Here is a 23784-nt window from a genome sequence, read left to right on the forward strand (position 1 = left end):
TGACGAGCAGGGCGCAGCCGATACGGAAGGGAGACCCGAGCATGGCCCATGATCGAGCAGGGCGACTCGCGCGTCCCACCGACCTGGAAGACATCGCACATCTGGTCACGGCGTACTACAGCCGGATTCCGGATCCGGAGGTTCCGGCACAGCAGGTGGTTTTCGGCACGTCGGGACATCGCGGCTCCAGCCTGGACACCGCGTTCAACGAGGCGCACATCCTCGCGATCACCCAGTCGATCGTGGAATACCGTGCGACGCGCGGGATTACCGGTCCGGTATATCTGGCCAGGGACACCCACGCGCTGTCCGAGCCCGCCATGGTCACCGCGCTCGAGGTGCTCGCCGCCAACGACGTGACCGCGATGATCGACGCCCGCGACCGGTACACGCCGACGCCGGCGCTGAGTCACGCTGTGCTGCGCCACAATCGGGGCGGCACCCGCAATCAGGCCGACGGCATCGTGATCACCCCGTCGCACAATCCGCCGCGCGACGGCGGCTTCAAATACAACCCACCGCACGGCGGTCCGGCCGACAACACCGCCACCGACGCCATCGCCGCGCGCGCCAACGAACTGCTGCGCAGCGGGCTGTCCGGGATCAAGCGCACCACGCTGCAGCACGCGCTGGAGACCAACGTCCAGCGCTACGACTACCTCGACCACTACATCGCCGACCTGCCGAATGTGTTGAACCTGGACGCGATTCGCGGCGCGGGCATCCGGCTCGGCGCCGACCCGATGGGCGGCGCGAGCGTCGACTACTGGGAAGAGATCGGGCAGCGCTACGACCTCGAGCTGGAGGTTGTCAACCCGTTCGTCGACCCCACCTGGCGGTTCATGACCCTCGACAGCGACGGCAAGATCCGGATGGACCCGTCCTCGCGCTACGCGATGGCCTCGCTGATCGCGATTAAGGACGACTACGACCTGTCCACCGGCAACGACGCCGACGCCGACCGGCACGGCATCGTCACCCCCGACGGCGGACTGATGAACCCGAACCACTTCCTCGCGGTGGCCATCGAATACCTCGTCGCGAACCGGATGGGCTGGGACGCGCTCACCAAGATCGGCAAGACGGTGGTGACCTCGTCGATGATCGATCGGGTGGTCAGCGTGCTCGGCCGCGACGTGCACGAGGTGCCCGTCGGCTTCAAGTTCTTCGTGCCCGGATTGTTCAGCGGCAGCCTCGCTTTCGGCGGTGAGGAGAGCGCGGGCGCGTCATTCCTGCGGATGGACGGCACCGTGTGGACCACCGACAAGGACGGCATCCTGCTCGCGCTGCTCGCCGCCGAGATCGCCGCGGTCACCGGCCAGAGCCCGTCGGCGCGCTACGTCGAACTCGAACGCCGCTACGGCAGTCCCGCCTACGCGCGGATCGACGCGGCGGCGACGACGGAACAGAAAGCGCTACTGGCGAAGTTGACTCCGGACATGATCACCACCAAGGAGATCGCCGGTGAGCCCATCACGTCTGTGCTCACCAGGGCGAAGGGCAACGGCGCGCCGCTCGGCGGGCTCAAGGTGACCACCGAGAACGCGTGGTTCGCCGCCAGGCCGTCCGGCACCGAGGACAAATACAAGATCTACGCGGAGTCGTTCCACGGTCCCGAGCACCTCGCGCAGGTGCAGGCGGCCGCGGAGGAAGTGGTGGGACAGGCGCTAGGCGGTGAGTAGATCGCCGGCAGTCGGCACCGCACGGTCTACCGGCCGGGCGGAGCCGCTGCCTATCGAGATCTGGGTGCTGGTCGGTGGCGCGTTCGTCATCGCCATCGGGTTCGGGCTGGTCGCGCCGGTGCTGCCGCAGTTCGCCCGCAGCTTCGGCGTCGGCGTCGCGGCGGCCTCGGCCATCGTGAGTGCGTTCGCGTTGATGCGATTGCTGTTCGCGCCGGTCAGCGGGCGGCTGGTGCAGCGGCTGGGGGAGCGGTCGGTATATCTCGGCGGTCTGTTGATCGTCGCGGTGTCGACCGGAGCCAGCGCGTTCGCCCAAAGTTATTGGCAGCTGATGGTTTTGCGGTCGCTCGGCGGGATCGGGTCGACCATGTTCACCGTGTCGTCGCTGGCGCTGGTGATCCGGATGTCGCCGCCCGCCGCGCGCGGCCGGGTGTCCGGGCTGTGGTCGACCGGCTTCCTGATCGGGTCGGTCAGTGGACCGCTGGTCGGTGGGGCGTTGTCCGGATTCGGCCTGCGGATGCCGTTCGTGATCTACGCGGCGGCGTTGCTCGTGGTGACCGTCGCGGTCTATCTGGCGCTGCGCAATTCGCAGCTTGCCGCGCCGGAACCCGTTGGCGGCCTGCGGATGATGTCGTTCCGGGAGGCGTGGGCCCGGTCCGAGTATCGGGCGGTGCTGTGGTCCAACTTCGCCAACGGTGCCGCGATATTCGGCGTGCGGATGGCGCTGGTTCCGCTGCTCGTCGTCGAGGTGCTGCACCAGACGCCCGGCATGGCCGGGGTGGCGTTGACCGTGTTCGCGGCGGGCAATATCGCGGTGTTGTTCCTGGCTGGTCGATACTCCGATCGCTGGGGACGAAAACCCTTCCTGATCGCCGGATCGCTGATCTGTGCGCTCGGCACCGCCGGTCTCGGCGTCGCCGACACGCTGCCCTGGCTGCTGGCCACCTCGTTCGTGGCCGGCCTCGGCGCGGGCATGTTCACCCCGACCCAGCAGGCCGCGGTCGCCGACATCATCGGCCCGAACGCCCGCGGCGGGCCGGTGCTCGCCGGCTTCCAGATGGCGGCCGACCTCGGCACCGTGCTCGGTCCGGTCGCGGTGGGCGCACTGGCACAGCAGGCGTCATACGGTCTCGCGCTCGCGGTCACCGGCGCGCTGCTCGCCGTCGCGGCGGTCGTATGGGCGGTGGTGCCTGAGCCGTTGCGTAAAGCACCGGTGCGAAAGCCGGAAGAATGCGACCACATCTGTGGTGCGGACGGCGCTGATCACCAGCTGACCGGGCACGATCCCGAGGTCGACCACGCGGTGAACGACGCGGCAGGAGCGCCCATTGCCGACAGTCCGGTGCCGCCGATCGCCGAGCCTGTTACTGCCGAGCGCGCGGTGCCGGGTGGCGGTGATTCGGTGCGGGGTGATGCGGCAGATGTGGACACCGAACCTACTGCGCGCGATTCGGTCGCGCGATAACCGTCGCATGCGGCCCCCGCGGGCTCGGGCGACACTTCGCACAGCTGGTTACACCTTCACGCAGCGCTCGACCGGTCGACGGCTATGTGACGGCTGGACCAGGTGTGCGGAGTCTCGCAGCGGGTGGGGGTTGGCGGTGGGGGTGTGGTTCGGTTGCGGCAGAGTGTTGGGGTGAGCGAATCGCGTTCGAACTACACCCCGCGGCCCATGTCCAGCAAGACCACGTACGCGTTGGGCGCCGTTGCCCTCGCGGTGATCGCGGTGATCGTCGTTGTGGCGGTCCGCGGCGGGCACGACGGGGCGAGTGTGCGCAACGACGGGTACGGGGCCGCGCATGATCCCGGTGTGCACGTGACGCTGGAGCCGGACGGTTCGATTCTGCTCGGCAAGCCTGCTGCGCCGAAGACGATCGACATCTTCGAGGACCCGATCTGCCCCGGCTGCGGCAACATGGAGCGCATCTACGGTCAGGAGATCGCGCAGAAGATCGACGAGGGCAAGCTCGCGGTGCGCTACCGGCTGGTGAACTTCCTCGACAACCGCTCGCGCAGCAAGGACTACTCGTCGCGCGCGGTGGCCGCCAATCAGTGTGTCGCAGAGGGCGGTTCGGGCCCGGTGTACGCGAAGTTGCACGCCGAACTGTTCACCACCAAGCGCCCGAGCGAGGGCGGCGCCGACCTCAGCAATGACGAGCTCGCCGCGCAGGCCCGGGTCGCGGGCGCCCCCGAATCGGTGCTGCGGTGCATCTCCACCGGCGCCAAGGTCGACGCGGCGCGCACCAGCGCGACCGCCACCACCGATGCCCTCGGCGCGGCCCTCGGTGGCTCCGCGGCAACGCCCGCCGTCTTCGACGGCAAGACGAAGATCGACGTGAACAACGAGGACTGGGTGGTCGCACTCACCTCCTGATGTCGACTTGACACGGATCGAGCAAATGCGCCGCGCGACATCGACAAGCCTGGCTACGCTTTTCAAAAGCGGTCAAGTGTCCGATGTATCGCGCGTAAAGGGATGAACGATGACGAGTTCCGAATCGGCCCCAGTCGAGTTCGACGTATCGAAGCCGAGTATCTCGAGAGTCTACGATGCGCTACTCGGTGGCAAGGACTATTACCCGTCCGACGAACACGTGCTCGACCACCTGCGTGAAACCATGCCCGAGGTCGATGAGCTGGCCAAACTGAATCGGGCGGTGCTCGGTCGCGGAGTTCGCTATCTGGCGGGCGAAGCGGGACTGAAGCAGTACCTCGATTTGGGCGCGGGACTCCCCACGATGGAAAATACTCATCAGGTCGCGCAAAAACTGCAGCCGGATTCCAAGGTCGTCTATGTCGACAAGGACCCGATCGTGCTGGCGCACGGGCGGGCGCTGCTCGGCGAGAACGGGCAGACCCGCGTCATCACCGCCGATCTGCGCGATCCCGCCGCCGTGCTGGCCCATCCGGACGTGCAGAAGATGATCGATTTCTCGCAACCGATCGCCGTCATGCTCGTCGGCATGCTGCATCATCTGCACGACGACGAGGATCCCGAGGGCGTGGTCGACGGGTACCTGGATGCCGTGCCGGTGGGCAGTCACCTGTTCATCACCCACTTCCTCGATACCGGCGACGAATCGCGCGCGCTGGAGAAGTCGTTCCTCGACTTCCTCGGCACCGGGCGCTTCCGCACCCGTGAGGAGATCCTGCGCCTGTTCCGCGGCTGCCAGCTGGTCGAGCCCGGCTTGGTGCCGCTGTCGCACTGGCGCCCGGACAAGATCGTGCGTGACAAGCTGACCCTCGTCGAGGAGATCATCGTCGGCGGGATCGCCGTCAAGTCCTGAGCTCGGGTGGGCCGGGCCGGATACACCACCCTGTCCCGGCCCAGCCCGCTCGACGTGGGCGATCCGACTCCAGAAGTTCCCCGGGACCGCGGGCGCCGAGCATTCGGTTGGTTCGGGGGCCGAGCCGACGAACGTGTCGCGGACTCGGCCCGCTCGGCGGGTAGCCGGCTTCCCCAGTCAGCCGGGCCGTCGAGCATTCGGTGGGTCATTCGATGGCGGGGCCGATCGCTGGCCAGTTCGTGGGGCCGAGCCGCCGACTCCACCAGTCGGCGGCTCGGCCCGTTTCGACGGCGCGGTCCTGCTTCCCCAGTCGGCCGGGACCGCCGCGCGTCGAGTTTCAGTTGGTCGGTGGGGGCCGGGTTGGATTCGCGCATCTCGTCGGCCCCGCTGGTTCACTACGCGGTGTTGATCGCGGGAGTTATTGCGTCATTGGGGATTTCGTCCTCCGGAGTGATTCGGGACAGTTGACGGTGGACTAGGACGTGGCCGCGGAAGGGGTAGGCGATGTCGTCGGGTGGGTCGATCGCCGGTATTGGCGGTGAGGCGGCGTTCGTGCTGATCGGTACGTCGATGTCCTTGTGCGGGAACAGATATCGGGCACCTTCGCGCGAAGTGGTGTGTATCTCGCCGCTAGGCGTGGTCCACTGCAACCGATCCGGGTCGGCCGGCCAGGTTTCCCATGGCACTTTCTTGTTGTCTGCCAACGTTTTCAAGCGTTGGTGGCGTGCGCACAGCACCGTCGCGCCGCCCGACTGATCCAGTTCGGATTCGGCGGCCGGTATCGTGCAGCCCGGGAATCGGCACATCCCGTCCAACGCCCGTACCTCCCGATCCAGACGCGGAGCTCGCGTGACCGCGTCGTCCGGCTGTTCCGGAATCACTTGAAACCGAGCGTGTTCCGCGAGTATCCGAGCCAGCGCCGCATCGATCGGCCCGTACCCGGCCAGAAACGCGGGCGCGTCCCGCATGCCGAGCAACGTGTCCGCCGGAATCCCGATCTGGATCAACGGCCGCCGCGGCGCATCGCCCGTCACTTCGCCCTTCGGACATCGCGCACCACGCCCACACGCGCACCGCAACCGCCCCGACCCGTCGGCCAACGCCACCAACGCGTCGGCCCGCCGCTGCGGCATCGTCCGCGGATCCGCCGCACACACCGCCAAACTCATCTCCCGCAGCCGCATAGCCACCGTCTGCGCGCCCGGCGCGGGCAGCAGCCCGTCGAACACCGCCATGCTGTCCTGCACCGCCCGAATCCGGACGTCCCGATCATCCTCCCGCCGTTCCCGCCGCCGTTGCGCCCCAGCAGGATCCAGCCGCGCCACCCACCGCCGCGCCGCCTGTCGCAGTCGCACCGCCGTGGTCCGCTCCGCCGCCTCGAGCAACCTCGGCTCCAACTCGCCCAGCACATCCCTGGCCACCGCACGCGTGTTGTCGACGATCACCCGCACCTTCGCCAGGTCGATCCGCCCCGCCGCGAACTCCGCCCGGGTACGCGGCAACCAATCCTCCAGCGCCAACCCGACATCGATCATCGCCGCCGCAGATCCCTCATCGACCTGCAACGCCACCGCCGCCTCCGTCGCCGCGAACTCACCGGCCCGCACCCCACCCGGCCCCGGCTCCGCACTCACCGCCCGATGCCGCCGATACAACTCCCGTACCGCGAACACCTCCGCAGCCTGCGCCGCCGCCGACGCCCCATGCGCAGTCCGAAGGGCATCGATAAGCCCCTCATCGCTCATGGCCTGAAAGTCCAGCACCGAGAGATCGCTTCCTTCGAACATGTGTTCGAGTCTACGACTGCCGGCCCCACACCGCCACCCCCGATTCAACGCGATTTGGCCGCCGCCACACCCGTGGTGTAACTTCGTTCAGGCAGTCAGGGAAACCTGAAAGCAACCCACTCGGGGCTATGGCGCAGCTGGTAGCGCACCACACTGGCAGTGTGGGGGTCAGGGGTTCGAGTCCCCTTAGCTCCACCAATCGTGGCATTGCACGAACCGACTCCATTGGGGCTGATACCGCAGAAGCGGTATCAGCCCCAATGTCGTTTCCGGGTTGGGGGATGCGGAAGGTGGGTGCCAAGCGGTCGGGGCCGGTGATGGCAACCTGGGCGACGAGGGTCTCGATGAGGGCCTTGGCTTGGGTGCGGGTTCCGGTGCTGATGATTTCCGTGATGTGGTCGGCGATGCCATCCAACGCGGCGGGTTGGGGGGCCACTGGTTCGCTGGCCAGAGTGGTGGTGAGTTGGTCGCGGCGGGTGGTGAGCTGGGTTGACTTGGTGCGTAATTCGCTGAGTCTTGCGGCGAGGAGTTCTGGGTCGAGGGTGCCGTTTTCGAAGGCGTTCAGGTAGCGGTCGATCGCCTGATGGGCCTTGGCGAGGTCAGTGGTGACAGTGGCCAGTTCGGCGCGGGTGTCGCTGCTGGAGTCGTGGTGGTGCCGCCGCTGAGCGTGGATGGCTTGGGTGATCAGATCGTGGCGGGTTCGGTAGAACGTGCCCAGCGCCTGGAGTATGGCCGCGTCGACGGAGTCGGCGTCGAGGCGGGCGAAGTCGCACTTGTCGCTGTCGTAGCGGGCGCGGTTGAAGCAGGTGTAGTAGCGGTATGAACGGTTGCGGCCGGTGGCGCGGGTGCCGATCATGGCGCGCCCGCAGCTCGGGCAGCGTAAGCGGCCGGTCAGCAGGTAGTCCGAAGAGTTGGCTGCGCGGTGCGCGTGGGATTCTCCTCGCGCTTCGAGGACGGCTTGGGCCTGGTCGAAGGTGGCGGTGTCGATAATGGCGCGGTGGGTGTCGGCGACGGTGGTATCGCGGAAGGTCAACTCGCCGAGATAGATCCGGCTGTTGAGGATGCGCAGCACGTGATGCCCCGACCATTCACGGCCGGTACTGGCACGATGCCCGTGCGTGTTCAACTCCGCGGCGACAGCACGGGTACCAAGACGGCGGCGGGCGTAGAGGTCGAAGATCATGCGCACGACCACGGCTTCGGCTTCGGCTTCGACGAGGGTTTGGGTGGTTTTGTCGACTCGGTAGCCGTAGGGGCGTTTGCCGCCCTTCCATTTGCCTTTGGCGGCTTTGCGTTCCATGCCCGCGATAACGCGGTCGATGATGGTGTCACGTTCGAACTGAGCGAACATGCCCAGCATCTGCACCAACATGCGGCCCATGGGGGTGGAGGTATCGAACGGCTCTGTGGCGGAGCGGAACACGACTTTGGCTCGGTCCAACTCGTCGAGCAGGGTGACCAGGTCACGCAGGTTGCGGGAGAAGCGGTCGACGCGGTAGACGACCAGTACGTCGATGAGGCCGGCGCGTGCCGCTTGCAGGGCCCGTTGGAGGCCGGGCCGGTCGGTGCTGGCGCCGGAGGCGTCGTCGGTGAAGGAGGTGGTGTGTCGCCAGCTGGGTTGGGAGTCGATGTAGGAGCCCAGGCGGGTGTCCTGGGCGTCGATCGAGTAGGGCTGGTTGTCTTCTGTGGTCGAGCGGCGGGTATAGGTGCCTACCCGGCGGTCTTGTTCCCAGGCGCGGGGATCTGTGGAGATATGTGTGGCTGAGGATTTCTTGGCTCGTGCCATGTTGCCGGTCCTTCGGTCGATGCACGCTTCTCGCGAGCTTGGAATTCCGAAACAACCTGTGGCGGCCCGGAATTCGATATCCGGATACCGGGCCGGTGTGCCGCCGGTTCTATTGTCCCTCGATCGGTTTTCGAATGTGTTGATGTGTCGGGTATTTCAGGCGGCTTTTCGTTCACCGTTGTCGGTGTGGTGGCGGTGGGTCCATGTGGTGATGAGGTCGGCGAGGAGGGTGATGGCGTGGTCGTGTTGGGTGGTGGTGAGGGGCTCGGTGTCGACTCGGTCGATGTGCCAGTGTCGGTAGGCGCGGTCGCGGGTACGCGGCATCGAGGGTTCGGTGCCGGTGGGGGCGTGGTTTCCGGGTTCGGGGCGTTCCATCGGGGCTCCTGTGGGATGTTCGGCGTTGGATTGGCGTCATCCATGTACTGGCAGGGGCACCCGTGCTTTTCCGACTTCGCGACCGGAATTGATGTAATTCCGTCGGCTTTCACCGCGCCGCCCGGCCGGTCCAAGTCGAATTCGACATGGACGGTGGTACGCGGTAAAGGACGATCGGGGCGTGGCTGTAGTCGTCCACAAGGCCATGGCCGCCACAAACACAAACGTCGCCACCCCGAAGGGTGGCGACGATGTCGGGCTACGCATGGGCGGCGGTGCCGCTGTTCCCATGCATATAGCGCCCCCGGCAGGGCACGATGTAGATGGGAACAGCACTGACCAGCATCTTCTTGCGGGTCAGTTGGGGATTGAAGCCGAATTCCCCCTCTGATGGCAGGGCCGCGATGACCTTGTGCCGGTTTGCCGCGCCTTTCACCGATCGTCTGGGTCGACGCTGTGTACTCGCGCACGTACGCGGCTTTCCAGCCGATCCAGTCGATCCAGCCCTCGGTCCGAGGGGCCGGATCCTCCTACGGCAACGGGCTCGCCAGGCACGATCAACGGTCTACAAGACTGAACTGACCAAACCACGCGGCCTCTGGCGAACGGTCGATCACGTCGAGTTGGCCACCGCCGAATGGGAAGATTGGTTCAACCCACCGGGACGATTCAGCCTGATCGATGTGCCGCATGTCGTCGTTGAGGGGGCCGACGGCAGCTTCTTGTAAAGCAATTTCTTCCGCAAATCGGGGGTTGATTCAGCCGAGAGTACGTCCCCAGTTCCGGTAGCTGCGGTCCGCATATTCAGCGCGGGGGCCCAGGTCCACCTCGGTAGCGCTTGCTCCCCAGATGACGGCTCATTCCTTTTGGTGATCTTGTCGACCTAGCATCGATCCGGGAGTAATCCCCTTGGGCCTGTTGGTATTTCGACGGCTAAGGATGGATGCCTCCTGATCAGTGGTGAGCAGGAGGGGACTATGACATTCAGTCGATTCAACCAGACACGCGATCAGCATCGGCAAGCCCGGACGTTTCGGGTCGCCGCTGCCATGGCGACTGCCATACGGGCATGGGTAAGAGCCGCCGCCGCAAGGCCCTGGGTTCGGATGCGCCCCGTCGCATCGACATCAGCTGTCCGTGCTGTCGTGATGGTGCTGGCGGTGGCGATGGCGATATCGCTGGTACACGTGGTGATGTCGCCACCTGCGCTGGCCGGACCGTCGAAACCTCGTGACGTGCCGGTGCTGAGTCCGGTCGACAATCCGAAACCGTTGCGGCAGGACCCCGTTGCGCAGTCAAAGGCCGATTTCGTGCCGTTACTAGGGTCGGGGACGACCTCGTCCGGCACGCACGATGGTTTCGATCCGAAGACGTCGAAGGAGGCGTCGCGGACCGAGAACTCGGTCGAGTACGTCAACAAGAATGGTGGGCATTCGGTGGTGTTGTCGCAGACGCCGGTGAGTGTGCGCGACGAGCGCGGTGGGTGGGTGCCGATGGATACCCGAGTGCTGGACAAGCCGGGTTCGAAGACCGCGAGCGCGGCGCGTGATGGTGCGCATACCCAGTTCGCGCCCTACGCAGACGATCCGGCGTTGGTTCAAGTCGATCCAGGGAACGCGCCGGTGTCGCTGGGACTCGATGGAGCGCACAAGGCACAGCGGGAGGTGTCGGGTTCGACGGTCACCTACCACGAAGTGTTGCCAGGGCAGGACCTGCAGTACACGGTGGAGCCAGGCGCGGTCAAAGAAGCGGTTATCGTGAAGGACGCCAAGGCTGTTGGTGACGGTCGTTGGGTGTTCACGATGAAGCTCGGCAACGGTCTGACTCCGCAGGTCAAGGGTGATGGTGTAGTAATCACCGATGGCAAGGCTGTGCAGGTCGCGGCGTTGCCACCGATTCAGGTGTTCGATTCGGCCGACAAGAACGCCAAGGACAAGAAGAAGGCCGCTTCTGCGCGTACGGGTGGGAAGTATTCCCTTGCGCGTAAAGGGGATTCGTGGTCGTTGACGGTGTCGGTGGACAAGGGGTGGTTGACCGAGAAGAAGCGAGCCTTCCCGATTACAGTCGACCCTACCTACATTTACGGGTTCGGCAATACCGTCGAGACAAGGGCGTACTCCTCCGGTGGCGCACCCGAATGCGACAACACCTGCGGAATCCAGGTCGGCAACTCTCGGCCGGGCAACGTGAATCTGTTCTGGCGCACGGCATTTCGGTTCGACTTCACCGCGTTATTCGGCAAGACCGTGATCGGTGCCCGGATGGACTTTCAGCGCACCGGCCAGACCGGGACCTCGGCGCCGGTAACATCGAATCTGTATCAGGCGTCGAATCCCTTGGGCTACAAAGCCACTGGCCCACAGTTAGCATCGGCGTCGTTGGGCGATGTGGGTTCGATGTTCTCCTCGACGCTGACTGGATATATTTCCGATCGCGTGACTGCGAAGGACAACAACGCCTGGTTCCTGCTCTCGGGTGGGGAAACTGATGACGTCTCGTTCAAGATGTTGCAGGCCAGCTTGGTTGTCGACTACGGCACTGCGCCACCGCCGACCACCTTGGTTACACCGCCCGATGAGAGCGTGATCGCCACGCCCACACCAACATTAGCGGTGAGCCCGGTCACGAACCCGTCCGGAGATGGCACCTTGTACTGCTTCAAGGTGGCGACCGGATTCGATGGCCGCTCCGGCAGTGTGGTGGACTCCGGTTGCCTGAAGGATCCGACGTGGACTGTGCCTTTGAATGTGCTTCATGATGGAGGCAAATACACATGGACGGTGCTCACGGCGCTGTCTGGCGGTGTGACCACCACGACTCCGCAGTGGGTCGGACACTTCACCGTAAATCAGCGTGTTGGTGATACGGGGAAGTCCACGATCGATGAAGTAGGCCCAATGGCCGTGAATCTTTTCAACGGCAATGTGCACACCGATACGGGAGGTCCCCAGTTCATTTCGGTCGGTGGAAAATCGGGTGTTGCTCTGGCGTATAACTCTCGGCAGGGCGAGCCCCACGGTGTGCGGGCGTCGTATTTCAATGATTCTGCTCACGCCGGTAAGCCGGATGACGTTCCGGTTATGGTCCGCACAGAGCCGCAGGTGAATCTGGACTGGGGAAACATACTCAGCAATTCGAATGACAACCTGCCGTGGAAGCCGAATCCGATTCCCTCCGGGTTGAATCGTGATTGGTATGTGGTTCGGTGGGAAGGGCAGTTCAAGCCGCCCACCACGGGCGATTTCCGCTTCGATGGTGTGCATGCCGAAGGCGCGCGAATCTGGATAAACAACCAGCTGGTCTACGACAACCCGAACGCTTCGGGTCTGGCCGGGGATTTCTTTACTGCGGGGCCCAAGGGAACCCAGGATGTATCGCTAACTGCCGGTGTACGGGTTCCGATCAAGATCGAGCTTTATCACCACACCATCGACACGCCACGGATGGTGTTGTGGACCAGGAGCGCCACCAACGGCGGCGGGCGAAGCTTCAATCTCAGCCCGCAGATTGTCTTGACCGACTGGCTGTTCTCCTCGGACCCCTCACCACTGCCCAACGGGTGGACGCTGTCGGTGCAGGGCAGCAACTACAGCAAGGCGGAAATGCTGGATGGCTCGGTGGTACTGACCGACGGTACCGGCGCCAAACACACTTGGGGCAAAGCGTCCGCTGGCGGCTATACACCGCCCGCGAATGAAGATGGCGTACTCGCTGTCGACAATTCGGGGAAGATCACAGTTACCGGGGGCGACGTGGTCTCGGTGTTCAACTCCGACGGCACATTGGGGGCGGTCTCGTCGGTTCTGGATTCGAAGAAGCCTGCTGCTTTGCAGTACGTCTATGGTGGTACATCGCCGCGGTTGACACAGGTCAAGGATCCGGTGTCGGGGCGTTCGCATACCTTGTACTACAACACCGACAGCGGTGACAGCTGCTACGGTGGCGCGACGAAACCGCCGGGTGCGATTGGTAGTGCGCCGCCACAGATGTTGTGCCGGATCAAGTACTGGGATGGCACGGAGACACGGTTGTGGTATTCGATCGCGGGAACGCTGGATCGGGTCGAGAACCCCGGCGGCGACGTCCGCGATTACACCTACCTGGACGAGCTCAGTGCCAATACGGAGATCCCTCGGGTAGGAGCAGATAGCGCACAGGCACAGAAGCTACGCGATGCCGTGGGTCCGTTGATGCAGATGCGGACGCCGTTGATCAATGATTGGCTCGCAACGGTGTCGGCGAAACCCGATGGTTTCAACGACCGTTTTCAAATCGAGTACGACTCGTTCTATGACGCATGGGAGGTCCCGGGCCGCGATCAACCCGGCGCGCGACCCACGAAGATCACGATGCCGACGGGCGATGCCAGGCCCAGCACAAACCAGATGAGCCATAGCTACCTCTACGGCGGACCGGGCCAGTACAACGCCAGTGTCCACCTTCCTGATGTGACGAACGCGAAGAAGGTGACCTTCGACAATGCTGGTCGTGCGTTGTCGACGACCGATGCGGATGGATTCACCGCGAGTATGGAATGGAATGCGAAGGACAAGCCGACCGCCGTGGTGGACACGACCGGGCGACGCACAACGAAAGTTTATGATCACGCCGATCGACTGACAGACACCTACGGTCCGGCTCCGGCGTCGTGTTTCCAAGGCGAGCTGCCGACAGCGACGTGTGCCAGCACGATTCCGCACGCTCGCACCGGATACGACGAGGGAATGGCCGGGTTGCAAGCCCAGCTCTACGCCAACCCTTCCCTGTCGGGCACACCAGCGGTATGGCAGACCGGTGTGGGCAGCCCAGACGACTCTATATCGGCGAACTGGGGTGCCAATCCCCCCGTAGCGAACGATAACGGCTGGTCAGGTCGGTTCACCGGTGAGATCTTGTTCCCCGCAGCAGGCGCCTACAAACTCGGTCTGACCGCGGTTGACGGTGTTCGGCTGTGGATCGATGACGTCTCGATCATCAACTCCTGGACCGACAAGAACTCCACCACGGCCCCAGGCACATACCCCAATACTACGGCGGGTACATGGCACCGCATCCGGATCGACTATTACAACCATTCCGGCAAGACCGGTGCACTCAACTTCACCTGGACACCTCCCGGAACCGACAGTCCGGTGACCGTACCCGGTCAAAACCTGGCACCTCGGTACGGTCTACAGACCAGCAATGTAGCCGACAACACCGCCGACCCGAATGCGGGGCGCGCACCATCGAAAAAGGTCACGACTGGATTCGCAGATCCCGCTAACGGAATCGATCCAGTGCTCTCCCTGGAAACCTCGGCGACATACGACCCAGATGGCGCCAAGCTCATCCGCCACAACAGTTATGAACGACCCGGCCAAGGCTACCTGCGGAAACTCGCACAAGCATTGCCAGGAGGTGACATCACCGACGCCGCTCAACGCGCCACGTATGAGTATTACGGCAACAGTGAGACCCGTGCCAATCCGTGCGACGCGCAATCCGCAACGGTGAGCCAGGGCGGCATGGTCAAGTCCATCACCGCAGCCAAGAACGCCGACGGATCAGCCAATACCGCTGAAACGGTGTACGACGGAGCTGGGCGAATCGTGGCATCTCGAATCAATAAACAGCCATGGTCATGCACAATTTTCGACGCTCGCGGCAGGACGACGAAACAGTCGTATCCACCGATGGATGGCCAACCCGCTCGCACCGTAATATACGACTACGCTGTAAACGGCAGCCCCCTTATGGAGAAGGTAAGTGATGAGTCCGGTTCGACTACCATTGTCGTAGACTTAATTGGGCAGCTCGTGTCTTATACAGACGCAAATGGTGTTGTCACAACCAGTCAATATGATCGTGAAGGACGCAAGGTTCGCGACAGCAGCATCATCAAAGGCGTCACCTCTACCATCGACTATCACTGGGACAACGCCACCCTCCTCACCAGTATGGACTTGGACGGGGTCAAAGTAACTACGCCAAGCTACGACGCCGGCGTCCTGAATGGTGCGACCTACGGCAACGGCTCCAGCCTAGCGATCGGTCGTGACGACGCTGGTGTTCTCAGCACCCTCACCTGGAAGACGGGCGGTTCGACGGTTACCGATGCGGTCACCCGGGCTCGCGACCAACGCATAACCGACGACACGATCACCGACAGCTCCGGAGGGACCTCCAAGTCGTCATACACATATGACGGCGTCGGTCGCCTAATCGCCGCCGCCGTCCCACACCACCAGCTTGCCTATGCCTATGCAGGCGACAACGGGTGCGGACCCGACAAGAAAGCGGGGCTCAACTCCAACCGCACATCATTCATCGACAGCTTCAACAACGCTCCGGCAGCTACGACCAACTACTGTTACGACAACGCGGACAGGCTGATCTCGACAAACGGTGCCACCACTTTGGCATTCAGCTACGACGCCTACGGTAACGCGACGAAGGTCGGCGGTGACACGCTCGGCTATGACTCGACCCGCCGACACGTCTCGACCAGCACTACAGATGGGACCTCCGTCAACTACACGCGAGATGTCAACGACCGCATCGTGATGCGGTCGGTCCAGACCAAGAGAAACGGCTCACCGATCTCCGGTAGTAATCGTTACGGCTATACCGGACCGACGGGAAGCATTGAATTCGTCCTTGACAGCAATGGGAACTTGCTCCAGCGGGCCCTGCCGCTATCCGGAGGTGTACTTCTCACCAAGACGTACACCGGCAACAAGCCCAGCACGTTCTCCTACCCAAACATCCACGGCGATATCCTGATCACTGCGGACAGCACGGGCACTCGTACCGGCGGCATTCACCTGTATGACCCGTTCGGTCAGAATATCGACTCCACGACCGGTGTCATCGGTGACATTCCGATTCCAGACACCGCCTCCGGCGGCCTCGACTTCGGCTACCTGGGGGAGCACAAAATCCCTGTTGAACACCTTGCCAGCCAGCAAGTCCTTGAAATGGGTGCCCGCACCTATCTGCCCGTACTCGGACGATTTCTACAAACCGATCCGGTTTCCGGAGGATCCGCCAATAACTATGATTACGCCAACGCGGACCCCATCAACAGCAAAGATCTGAGCGGGCGGACACCAGGAACGGAAGCCCCAGTCGGCTGGAGCACGTTGGCAGGTGCAACAGCGCTCGTGGTGGCAGCGGTCGGGGCCGGAGCCAGCGCCGCAATAGGGGCGGGTGATGCGTTAGGAAACATTCTCACGAAGGTCGCACAGTCGCTAGCTGACAATTACCATCCGGGCGCTACGCCGCCCACCAAAGATGAAGTCCTGGAACAGACCGGTCGAAGGATCGGGGAGGAAGCAAAAGCGGCCGGGCAAGGGGACGGAAAGAGTGTATCGGGCGACATCAGTGAGAAGATCACTGAGCTCGGACTCGATCAGAGGGACGCCGCGCTAGTGGCCCTAGCGGCGTCGAAGGCGGCTTTCGACGAGGTCGGGCAACCACATGTGATGAAGGATGGCAGCATCGGTGTCTACGGAACGCAGTTAGGGCCCAAGACGCCTACACTGGTAATTTCTCACGATGGATCAGTGCACCCAGACAGAGTGAGTATCTATCCCTCGGCAGGAGTTACAGACCCAAGTAAAGCGGGCATAGACCTTACAGATGGCCAGGCCTACCACTTCTGATTTCTCACAATGAAAGAGTTTTGTATGTCCTCAGATAATCTTGGAATACTAGACTTTCAGCTATACCTGCTGAAGGCAATGGACCCGCCAGAACCGCTGCTAACTACCGCCTTGGCGGAACTGAAGTCCACACCTGAAGATATGGCCACACGTCACGAAATGGTACATCGGTCGACGTGGTTTCAGTCGGGCGGGTCGGCAGAGAATATTTTGCCCATGTTGAGCGAAGTGTGTGTATGTGCTCCGACCGGCGCGGACTACCGCACCTTTGTGTACAAACTTCCACTATGGCCGCAATTCGATTATGTTACGACCTTTGATCCTTCAGGAAAATTGATATGGAATTCCGAGTTCGTGAGATTCGCTGGCCATAACATCGAAAGTGACCCGGCGCCGTGGAATTTTGTCGAAGGAGACCTGTTAAATGTATTCGATCAAATAACCCGCATTGAGTATTGGGGGAGCTACGCTACTTACAGTGCCCGATATATTGATCGTGATCAGTGGTACTGGTTAAGATTCGGGTGTGGGCTCCTCCAGGACATCAGACTCCGAAAAGATTCGGCAGAGAAACCTCTGGCGAAATAGTCGCGCACGGGGCAGTAGTCGACTGAGTGCTGCCCCGTGCTGACGCGCCTGGTGATCCGACTTCTGTCGGACCTGCGGCGTCCCTGCTCGACCATCGCAGAGCCGAGGGCAAAACCTCAATGGAAGCAATGCGGGCTGTGAAATGGCGTCTGTCCAACCGGGTCTATGCATGTACGCTCGCTGACCAGCGCGGTGGCGCCGGTGAGTTGCCTCTTGCTGTAACGGCCAGGCGTTCCAGGTTGACGTCGTATTTGGGGGATGTGTTGGACGAAAGCTGTTGATTGCAAACGGGATTCGTTTGAGATCGGAGCCCCGCCTCCTCGGCGGGGCACCATATAGATGGGAATAGTACCGACCAGCATCTTCTCGCTGGTTGGCTGATCATAGAAGCCGATTTGGTGCTGTGAATGACCGCAGAATCCACGTGTCGGTTCGAATCTCCGGGGCGGTTCGAACAGCATCCACACCAACGCCTATTCCGTCGTGAACTGCAAGATTTCCGTCGGAATCGGGATGATTCGACGTCGCCGTCGTTATCGAAGTGGTGAATTGCCATGAATCAGGGGGGCGGTCGAAAGGGGTGCGGTCGACTGGTTGAACTTGGTCGGAGGTTCAATCCGCAGGGCACGATATGGATGGGAGCAGGACCGACAAGGATCTTCTTGCTGGCAAGTTGGTCATTGAAGCCGATTTCGCCCTGGGCAGCCGCAAGCGCTAGAAAGTCATCGACGATGCGCCCTCCTAGACGTGGTGGGGCCAGGGCCAGTTGCCTGGGCTTCCGGGCGGCGATTCCTGTCGCGCTGCCTGTAACGGACAGGGGACGCTGCGGGCTGACTCGCAAGGAGACGTCATCGGTCGAGACGTGTTCCGCGCTTACCAAGGACTATCGATGCAGGGGCCACTGCTTCGGTCGGAGCGCAGTCGCGGTAGTGGGGGCCGTGTGGGTCCTCGCTGCGGTCGTATGGCTTCAGCCAGAACACCCGACGCGTGAACCTGCCGTGTTCGGAGCTCGGACCAGGTCCCTGCGTGGTGTAACCGATCATCCTGCCCGGCTGCCACCGCGGTCTCGATTGCCGATGGACATGGTGAATCACTGACTCCCGGACGTAGGGAAGCGCGCTCGGATCCTCAAGCCACACAACCGATTCTTCACCGAACAGATCGTCTCGCTGAACCTCCTTGGGCTTGGGATCATCAGCAACGGACGTGAGCATTACGGTCATCAGGTCTTGCAGATCGCCCAGCTCATCCTTGGTGACCCAGAAGAACTCTCGACCATGACGAACCCGTCGACACCTCAGCGACCGATGAACGAGACATTCGCCAACTGCTACGTCGCTCACGTCGTAGTAGAAGAGCACCCTGAACGGAGTCGCGACCGCCGAGGTTCGTGACAGCGTACGGGCACGCTCCAGCACCGACCCTGCGGTCTGTCCGATCTTGACCTGGTTCGGGATGCTGAAGTTGTCCATGACGTAGACCGCACCAGCTATTGCCCGTTTCACGCAGCGAATGTACTTACAGCCACCGACATTCTGGCGCCAGTTCCGGAAGGCGAGAGCTGCCAACGGCGACACAAGGCTGGCTCTAGCAACTCAAGTGCGCGCTCATGCCGAGTTCAGGTCGTCGGTGTGGAGCCAGGCCTGAGGGTCCGATCATGGTGAGGTTGGTGGCGCGTGTGCCTACTCAGGTGAGATAGACGGCCACACCGACTGCTGCGAGACACGCCCCGGCTAATAGCTGCAGAGTGCGGTCGCCCAACACGATCTCTTCGGGTTCACCGGCCTCTCCGCCATCGACGTCGACCGCGTAACGCAGGACGGCGATTGTGAAGGGAATCATCGAGATTGCGAACCACGGGTTGTCGTTGTGATCAGCCTCGAACGCCCACAGCCCGTAGAAGACCACGACCGCAGTACCGGACAAGGTCCAGACGAAACGCAGATAGGTAGGCGTGTAGTACTGCAGTGACTTGCGAATCTTGGCACCGGTGTCGAGCGCGATCCTCAACTCGGCGTAGCGCTTGCCTGCAGCCATGAAAAGCGAGCCGGAGGCCGCGATCAACAGGAACCATTGCGACAGATGAATGTTCGCCGCCGCACCACCAGCGACCGTGCGCAACACGAAGCCCGACGACACGATGCAGACGTCGAGAACCGCCTGATGCTTGAGTCCGAAGCAGTAGGCGAGCTGGATACCGATGTAGACCGCCATCACCGCTGCCAGCTGCCACGCAGCCACGAATGAGATCAGGATCGAGGCGCCCAGTAACGCCGCCGACAGTGCGTACGCCAGATTAACCGGCACGACACCGGCGGCGATCGGCCGGAAGCGTTTGGTCGGATGCGCTCGGTCCGCCTCCACGTCGAGCGAGTCGTTGATCAGATAGATGCCCGAGGCCGCCAGGCAGAACACCACGAAAGCGATACCGATATGCAGGTCGCGGGTGAGGTCGGCGAGGGCGAAGGTGTCCGTACCCGGAATCGTGCCGGCGGCCAATGGCGCGGCCAGCACCAGGACGTTCTTCACCCACTGGCGTGGCCGCACTGCTTTGACCAGGCCCCCGGCCAGGGTCTTGGGCGGTCCGGTAAGGACGGCCTCGTCGAGTTCTATCGTGGTCGGCTCTTCGCTCATATCAACTGGCTGCTTCCCCGTGGCGGTGCACGAATCTCTTTCCGCGGCTGGCACTGCCGCTTCGACGCCCCCGCGATTGTGTCGACCCGCAAGACCGCCGACGACATACTCCCAAACATCCACCCGTATGTCTTCGGTCAATTTTTCGGCAAGCTCCGCCAGTTCGTGGGAATGATGACGAAGCCAGCAGTCCCCATGCCCACACAGGCCGTTGGGCGAGCGATCGGCAAGGCGAGATCGACTGCCTCGCAGAACATCCGATATTGCCGATGACCGACTGTGGACCAAGGTCCTTATCCATTTCAGATTCATGTCGATCTCGACGGAACGATCTGGATAACGCGCATGGCGGCGGTGTTCAGCTCGAGCGGACGCAACAACGCCGTGTCGGTGCTGCCGTCCCGGTCGACGTGAGGGCGCAGCGATCGGCACCGCCCACCCGGTTTTTCGATGGACACTACTGCGAACTGCTCTAGGATTAGCCGCGTGAGCAGCGGAAACTACCTCGATGGTGACAGCGGAATCCTGCTTCCTCCAGAGCATCTGAGCCGCTGGGCAGAGCTCACCTATCTCATCCGCAGCTGCGAGCTGGCGCTGCGGCAGGCCGTCGATCCGGTGGTGGGCAGCGCGCTCCATCAAGCCGACGCGATCTACCCCCGAGAGACGATCTCGGCATGGGCGCGGTCCTACCTGCTTGCCGCGGCCGAGCACCTCAGGTTCTGGGCAGATCTGGTGGCGCCCTACGAGTTCGCGCCCGACGCGGTCAACCAGGTTCGGTTCCGCCAGTACGTGCTGCTGGGCCGGGCGGGCCTGGAAGCAGCCGCGCACGCGGTGTGGCTGCTCGACGTCCCGACCGGGACATTCCAGGAGTGCGTGCAGCGTTTTGTCCGGTTGATGCATCGCGATTTCGCCTACCACCGCAACGCAATCATCGCGTCCGGTGAGGACACTACACTCGTCGATGCTCGGATCGCCAACCTCGCAGCGTCTGCTGAGGCCCTCCCGTTCGACGCACCACGAGTTCCTGGACCGCTCGGCTACGAGAAAATGGTCCGCAACGCCGCGACTGTCACCGGCGCGGATGAGAACCGGTGGGCATATCTGTGGATGGCGGCCAGCGGGGCCGCCCATGGCCAGAACTGGTTCGGTATCGAAGGTTTCGATCTGCTCGCTAAGGCTGAATACAAGCCTGGTTTCTATCGATCGATCTCGTTGCCCGACCCGATGTTCATCACCGAAACCCTTGAGGCTGCCAGTACCACCTTGCAGTGGGGAACGATCAGATTTCTGGACTACACGGGTCACGATCGAGACATGCTCACGGCGGCAATGACCGAGATCCATGAGCGCATGCCGAAAAAGGGCGACCGACAAGCCTGAGGCACGTCCGCCAATCGAAGCGGGGTCGGCAGGACAGAGTGTTGATCGGACCCTGCGCCGATACCGCACAGCATCTACCGATGACTCTGGTTTCCGCTAGTACCAATAGCTCTCAGCCTCGCGGGTCAGTGAGAGAGCTCGCCGTTGGCGGGCCTCTGGATTCACGAGCGCGGTGAAGACCCGTTGTTCTAGATCTCTAGACCTTCTGTGGCACTTGCTCGTGTTGCTACAGCCCGCAGTTGATGATCCTGCGTTGGGTCGCCGGTGGGACGGTGGTCTTGGGAGTTCTCGCAGTCACGCTGATCATCCCTGAGTTCGGCGATGTCGAAGACCGCCAGGCATAGTTGAAGGCGCACTACTCGCGGGATGCTTGGCTAGCGGTGCCTGCGAAGCCGTGGCGGCTGGCGTTCTGGTTGGGGCTGCTGCTGTGGGCATCGCGGCTGGCATATATTACATGGGGAAGAAAAAACCTGCCAAGCCGACAGCGCCGGAGGTGAATGGTCAAGATCCCGCCAATCCAATCAAGGTTCCAAAGCCCGGCCAGTCTGATGACTCAGGTAAGAGCACTGCATCCGATGCCCCAGATTGGGTGAAGAATTCTCCGTATCGTCCGTATGTGGGGGAGGATGGAAAAACGTTTGCAAAACGGGTCTTGGATGCCGTGTATGGGCCGGGTAATTACAAGACGGGTGCCGATACGGAATATTCTAAAATGCAAAAGTGGGCAGACAGGAAGTTTGTGGACCCGCCCAAGCCGGAGCTTACGCAAGTGAAACACTAACCTAGGTGCGTACGGTTAAAATTGAGGACCGGTATGGATGTGCTATATTTGCTCGAATACTACAATGAAGATGCGGATGAGGCGACACGTATCATCGGATTGTACTCAACTGACTCGGCTGCGCGGCAGGCCATAGAACGCCTGGGCGATCGCCCGGAGTTCCGCGATCGCCCAGAGGATTTCCATATATCCAGAGTCGTCATGGATGAGGACGATTGGACGAGTGGATTCTTCACCTACAATTACACCGTCGAATAAGCTGCGGAATATGAATCGATGATATTTTGGCCGCCCAGCTGGGAGTATAAAATGAAAGGTCGCGATGGAGCGCGAGTCGTATTCATGCTGTCCCATGAATACGAGCTCAATCCGGGGAGAAGTGAGAGGAAATTCATCGGGGTCTACTCCTCCGAATGTGAAGCATATGAAGCGAAGGGGCGTCTAGGCGATCGGCCCGGATTCTGCGACTATCCGGACTCCTTCGTTATTCGACGCTATGAGGTCGATAGAGATTACTTGAATGAGAGCTCCGAGGAGGCTAGTTCATAGGCCGTTCCGCCGGCGCCCTCCAAATGTAAATCCCCGTCCAAATCCCAGCCTCGCCCGGGACTGCTGAATCTCAGTCGTTCAGCAGGGGTTGGTTCGTTACGCTGGTGAGCGCATCCTGTAACCAGGCCCTGTGTGGACGGTGTGCCCGTTCGCGCAGGGCCTGGTCATGTTGTGCGCGCGGTGTAGGCGAGTCGGACGGTGCTCGGTCGCAAATGCATTCCCACTGAAGCGGCCTTGAGGCGATGTGACCTTCAACGAGTTGGGCCGCCGCATCTGGGCGGGACTGGGGACACCGACCATGCGGCGAACAGGGCCCGCACCTGACCTGCGGTGGGACCTGCCCAAAAGTGGTGATAATTGTTGTCGGCCAGCGATTTCGCCGTGCACATCGACACGTCGCCTACAAAAGTGCCAGGTCAAGAAGTGTGCTCCCCGCGCACGCGGGGATGATCCGCCGATATCGACGGGCTGCCGGTGCTCACCGCGGTGCTCCGGCCGATTCCTGCAAGTCGACCCCGTGGCAGGCAGATCTGCCAACAGCTACGACTACACCAACGCCGACCCCATCAACCGTCTGGACCTCACCGGCGAACGCCCTGCCTGTGCAGCAGTGGCTCCACTCGCTCCCGAACCGATCGGAGTGGGACCGGTAGAGTGGGCAGCCCTCGGCATCACCGTCTTAGCCATCGGTGGAGTGCTGTATGCAATCGACAACTCCTCGGGTCGCCCGACCGATCGCTCGAAGGACCCAAACGATGCGGTTGCGCAGAGTGCCGCGGTCGGCATCCCGAACCTTGACGGAAAATCCCTCGCAGAAGCGGAAAAGGCAACCGAGAACTCCGGATTCGCGAAGTGGGGCCGAGAGACACCAGGCGAATATATTCGGTACGATAACGGCGATGGCAGTAAGATATTCATTCGACCAGACGGGGAGATTGAGTGCTTGGCTGCAAAGGTCGATGCTGGGCCAAATTCAAAGGACTGGCATCCACATATCGGCCCGGATACTGGCAAGTGGACGAACGAACACAACACTGGTGAAAGGGTAGTTCGGCCGAATGACAATGAGTGATCCAGAATCTGTATGTGCTTTAGCCCCCACACTGAATGGATATTGTATCGAGCATCTAACGCTTCTCTAGTCCGGCGAGAGTGGACATCTAGATCTTGGCCTTAGGTGGGGTCCCGCGAAACCGGACATTCACCTTTCATTTCAGTCTATCTTTCACTTTTCGACTAGTGGACATCCTGTGATCGAGGGAGTTCCGCTGGACGTCGTCAGTGCCACGGTC

At 62.3% G+C, this 23784-nt stretch carries 15 protein-coding genes, 1 tRNA gene and 1 pseudogene; 11 read left to right on the forward strand and 6 right to left on the reverse strand.

Annotated elements, in window-relative coordinates; genetic code table 11:
* Positions 1-41: 41 nt before the first annotated feature.
* The 4 genes from pgm (at position 42) to ACIBCN_RS19735 (ending at position 4966) form a co-directional block, all read left to right on the forward strand.
* Entirely contained in the window at positions 42-1682 is a 1641-nt protein-coding gene (gene pgm / locus ACIBCN_RS19720; protein WP_396993011.1) for a phosphoglucomutase (alpha-D-glucose-1,6-bisphosphate-dependent), read from the forward strand.
* Positions 1675-3144 carry an MFS transporter gene (locus ACIBCN_RS19725; protein ID WP_396993012.1) on the forward strand — a complete coding sequence of 490 codons (1470 nt, stop codon included), beginning with the start codon at positions 1675-1677 and terminating at the stop codon, positions 3142-3144. Before pgm ends, ACIBCN_RS19725 begins: the two co-directional genes overlap by 8 nt.
* A gap of 171 nt (positions 3145-3315) precedes the next feature.
* A complete protein-coding gene (locus ACIBCN_RS19730) occupies positions 3316-4053 on the forward strand; it encodes a DsbA family protein (protein WP_396993013.1) in 738 nt (245 codons plus the stop codon).
* 109 nt (positions 4054-4162) lie between these two features.
* The gene (locus ACIBCN_RS19735; RefSeq protein ID WP_396993014.1) at positions 4163-4966 is read left to right on the forward strand and encodes an SAM-dependent methyltransferase; all 804 of its coding nucleotides are present in this window, start codon (positions 4163-4165) and stop codon (positions 4964-4966) included.
* A 395-nt stretch (positions 4967-5361) separates the two neighbouring features.
* On the opposite strand, the gene ACIBCN_RS19740 is transcribed toward ACIBCN_RS19735, so the two are convergent.
* Complete coding sequence (locus tag ACIBCN_RS19740; protein ID WP_396993015.1) at positions 5362-6753, reverse strand: DUF222 domain-containing protein; 1392 nt, start codon at positions 6751-6753, stop codon at positions 5362-5364.
* A gap of 122 nt (positions 6754-6875) precedes the next feature.
* Between ACIBCN_RS19740 and ACIBCN_RS19745 the strand changes: the two genes are divergently transcribed.
* A tRNA-Ala gene (locus ACIBCN_RS19745) sits at positions 6876-6951 on the forward strand.
* Between the two features lie 385 nt (positions 6952-7336).
* Positions 7337-7576, forward strand: coding sequence for a hypothetical protein (locus ACIBCN_RS19750; protein WP_396993016.1), 240 nt, complete (start codon positions 7337-7339; stop codon positions 7574-7576).
* Here the strand turns inward: ACIBCN_RS19750 and ACIBCN_RS19755 are convergent.
* The 3 genes and pseudogenes from ACIBCN_RS19755 to ACIBCN_RS19765 form a co-directional block, all read right to left on the reverse strand.
* Positions 7529-8539: pseudogene (locus ACIBCN_RS19755) on the reverse strand (recombinase family protein); the annotation flags it as partial. The gene ACIBCN_RS19750 and the pseudogene ACIBCN_RS19755 overlap by 48 nt on opposite strands.
* Before the next feature lie 156 nt (positions 8540-8695).
* Positions 8696-8914 (reverse strand): hypothetical protein, encoded by a 219-nt coding sequence (locus ACIBCN_RS19760; protein WP_396993017.1) that lies wholly within the window; start codon positions 8912-8914, stop codon positions 8696-8698.
* Positions 8915-9173: 259 nt separating this feature from the next.
* The gene (locus tag ACIBCN_RS19765; protein ID WP_396993018.1) at positions 9174-9350 is read right to left on the reverse strand and encodes a hypothetical protein; all 177 of its coding nucleotides are present in this window, start codon (positions 9348-9350) and stop codon (positions 9174-9176) included.
* Positions 9351-9891: 541 nt separating this feature from the next.
* On the opposite strand from ACIBCN_RS19765, the gene ACIBCN_RS19770 reads away from it, so the two are divergent.
* A complete protein-coding gene (locus tag ACIBCN_RS19770) occupies positions 9892-16560 on the forward strand; it encodes a PA14 domain-containing protein (RefSeq protein WP_396993019.1) in 6669 nt (2222 codons plus the stop codon).
* 1436 nt (positions 16561-17996) lie between these two features.
* Here ACIBCN_RS19770 and ACIBCN_RS19775 read toward each other — a convergent pair.
* Complete coding sequence (locus ACIBCN_RS19775; protein ID WP_396993020.1) at positions 17997-18653, reverse strand: DUF6009 family protein; 657 nt, start codon at positions 18651-18653, stop codon at positions 17997-17999.
* A 181-nt stretch (positions 18654-18834) separates the two neighbouring features.
* The gene (locus ACIBCN_RS19780) at positions 18835-19782 is read right to left on the reverse strand and encodes a decaprenyl-phosphate phosphoribosyltransferase (RefSeq protein ID WP_396993021.1); all 948 of its coding nucleotides are present in this window, start codon (positions 19780-19782) and stop codon (positions 18835-18837) included.
* A gap of 450 nt (positions 19783-20232) precedes the next feature.
* Here ACIBCN_RS19780 and ACIBCN_RS19785 point away from each other — a divergent pair, with 450 nt between their 5' ends.
* The 4 genes from ACIBCN_RS19785 (at position 20233) to ACIBCN_RS19800 (ending at position 23564) form a co-directional block, all read left to right on the forward strand.
* A complete protein-coding gene (locus ACIBCN_RS19785; RefSeq protein WP_396993022.1) occupies positions 20233-21162 on the forward strand; it encodes a hypothetical protein in 930 nt (309 codons plus the stop codon).
* Between the two features lie 454 nt (positions 21163-21616).
* Entirely contained in the window at positions 21617-21943 is a 327-nt protein-coding gene (locus ACIBCN_RS19790; RefSeq protein WP_396993023.1) for a hypothetical protein, read from the forward strand.
* Between the two features lie 33 nt (positions 21944-21976).
* Complete coding sequence (locus tag ACIBCN_RS19795; RefSeq protein WP_396993024.1) at positions 21977-22201, forward strand: hypothetical protein; 225 nt, start codon at positions 21977-21979, stop codon at positions 22199-22201.
* 808 nt (positions 22202-23009) lie between these two features.
* Positions 23010-23564 carry a hypothetical protein gene (locus ACIBCN_RS19800; RefSeq protein ID WP_396993025.1) on the forward strand — a complete coding sequence of 185 codons (555 nt, stop codon included), beginning with the start codon at positions 23010-23012 and terminating at the stop codon, positions 23562-23564.
* Positions 23565-23784 lie beyond the last annotated feature (220 nt).

Source organism: Nocardia sp. NPDC051052, assembly GCF_044456045.1.
Taxonomy (GTDB): domain Bacteria; phylum Actinomycetota; class Actinomycetes; order Mycobacteriales; family Mycobacteriaceae; genus Nocardia.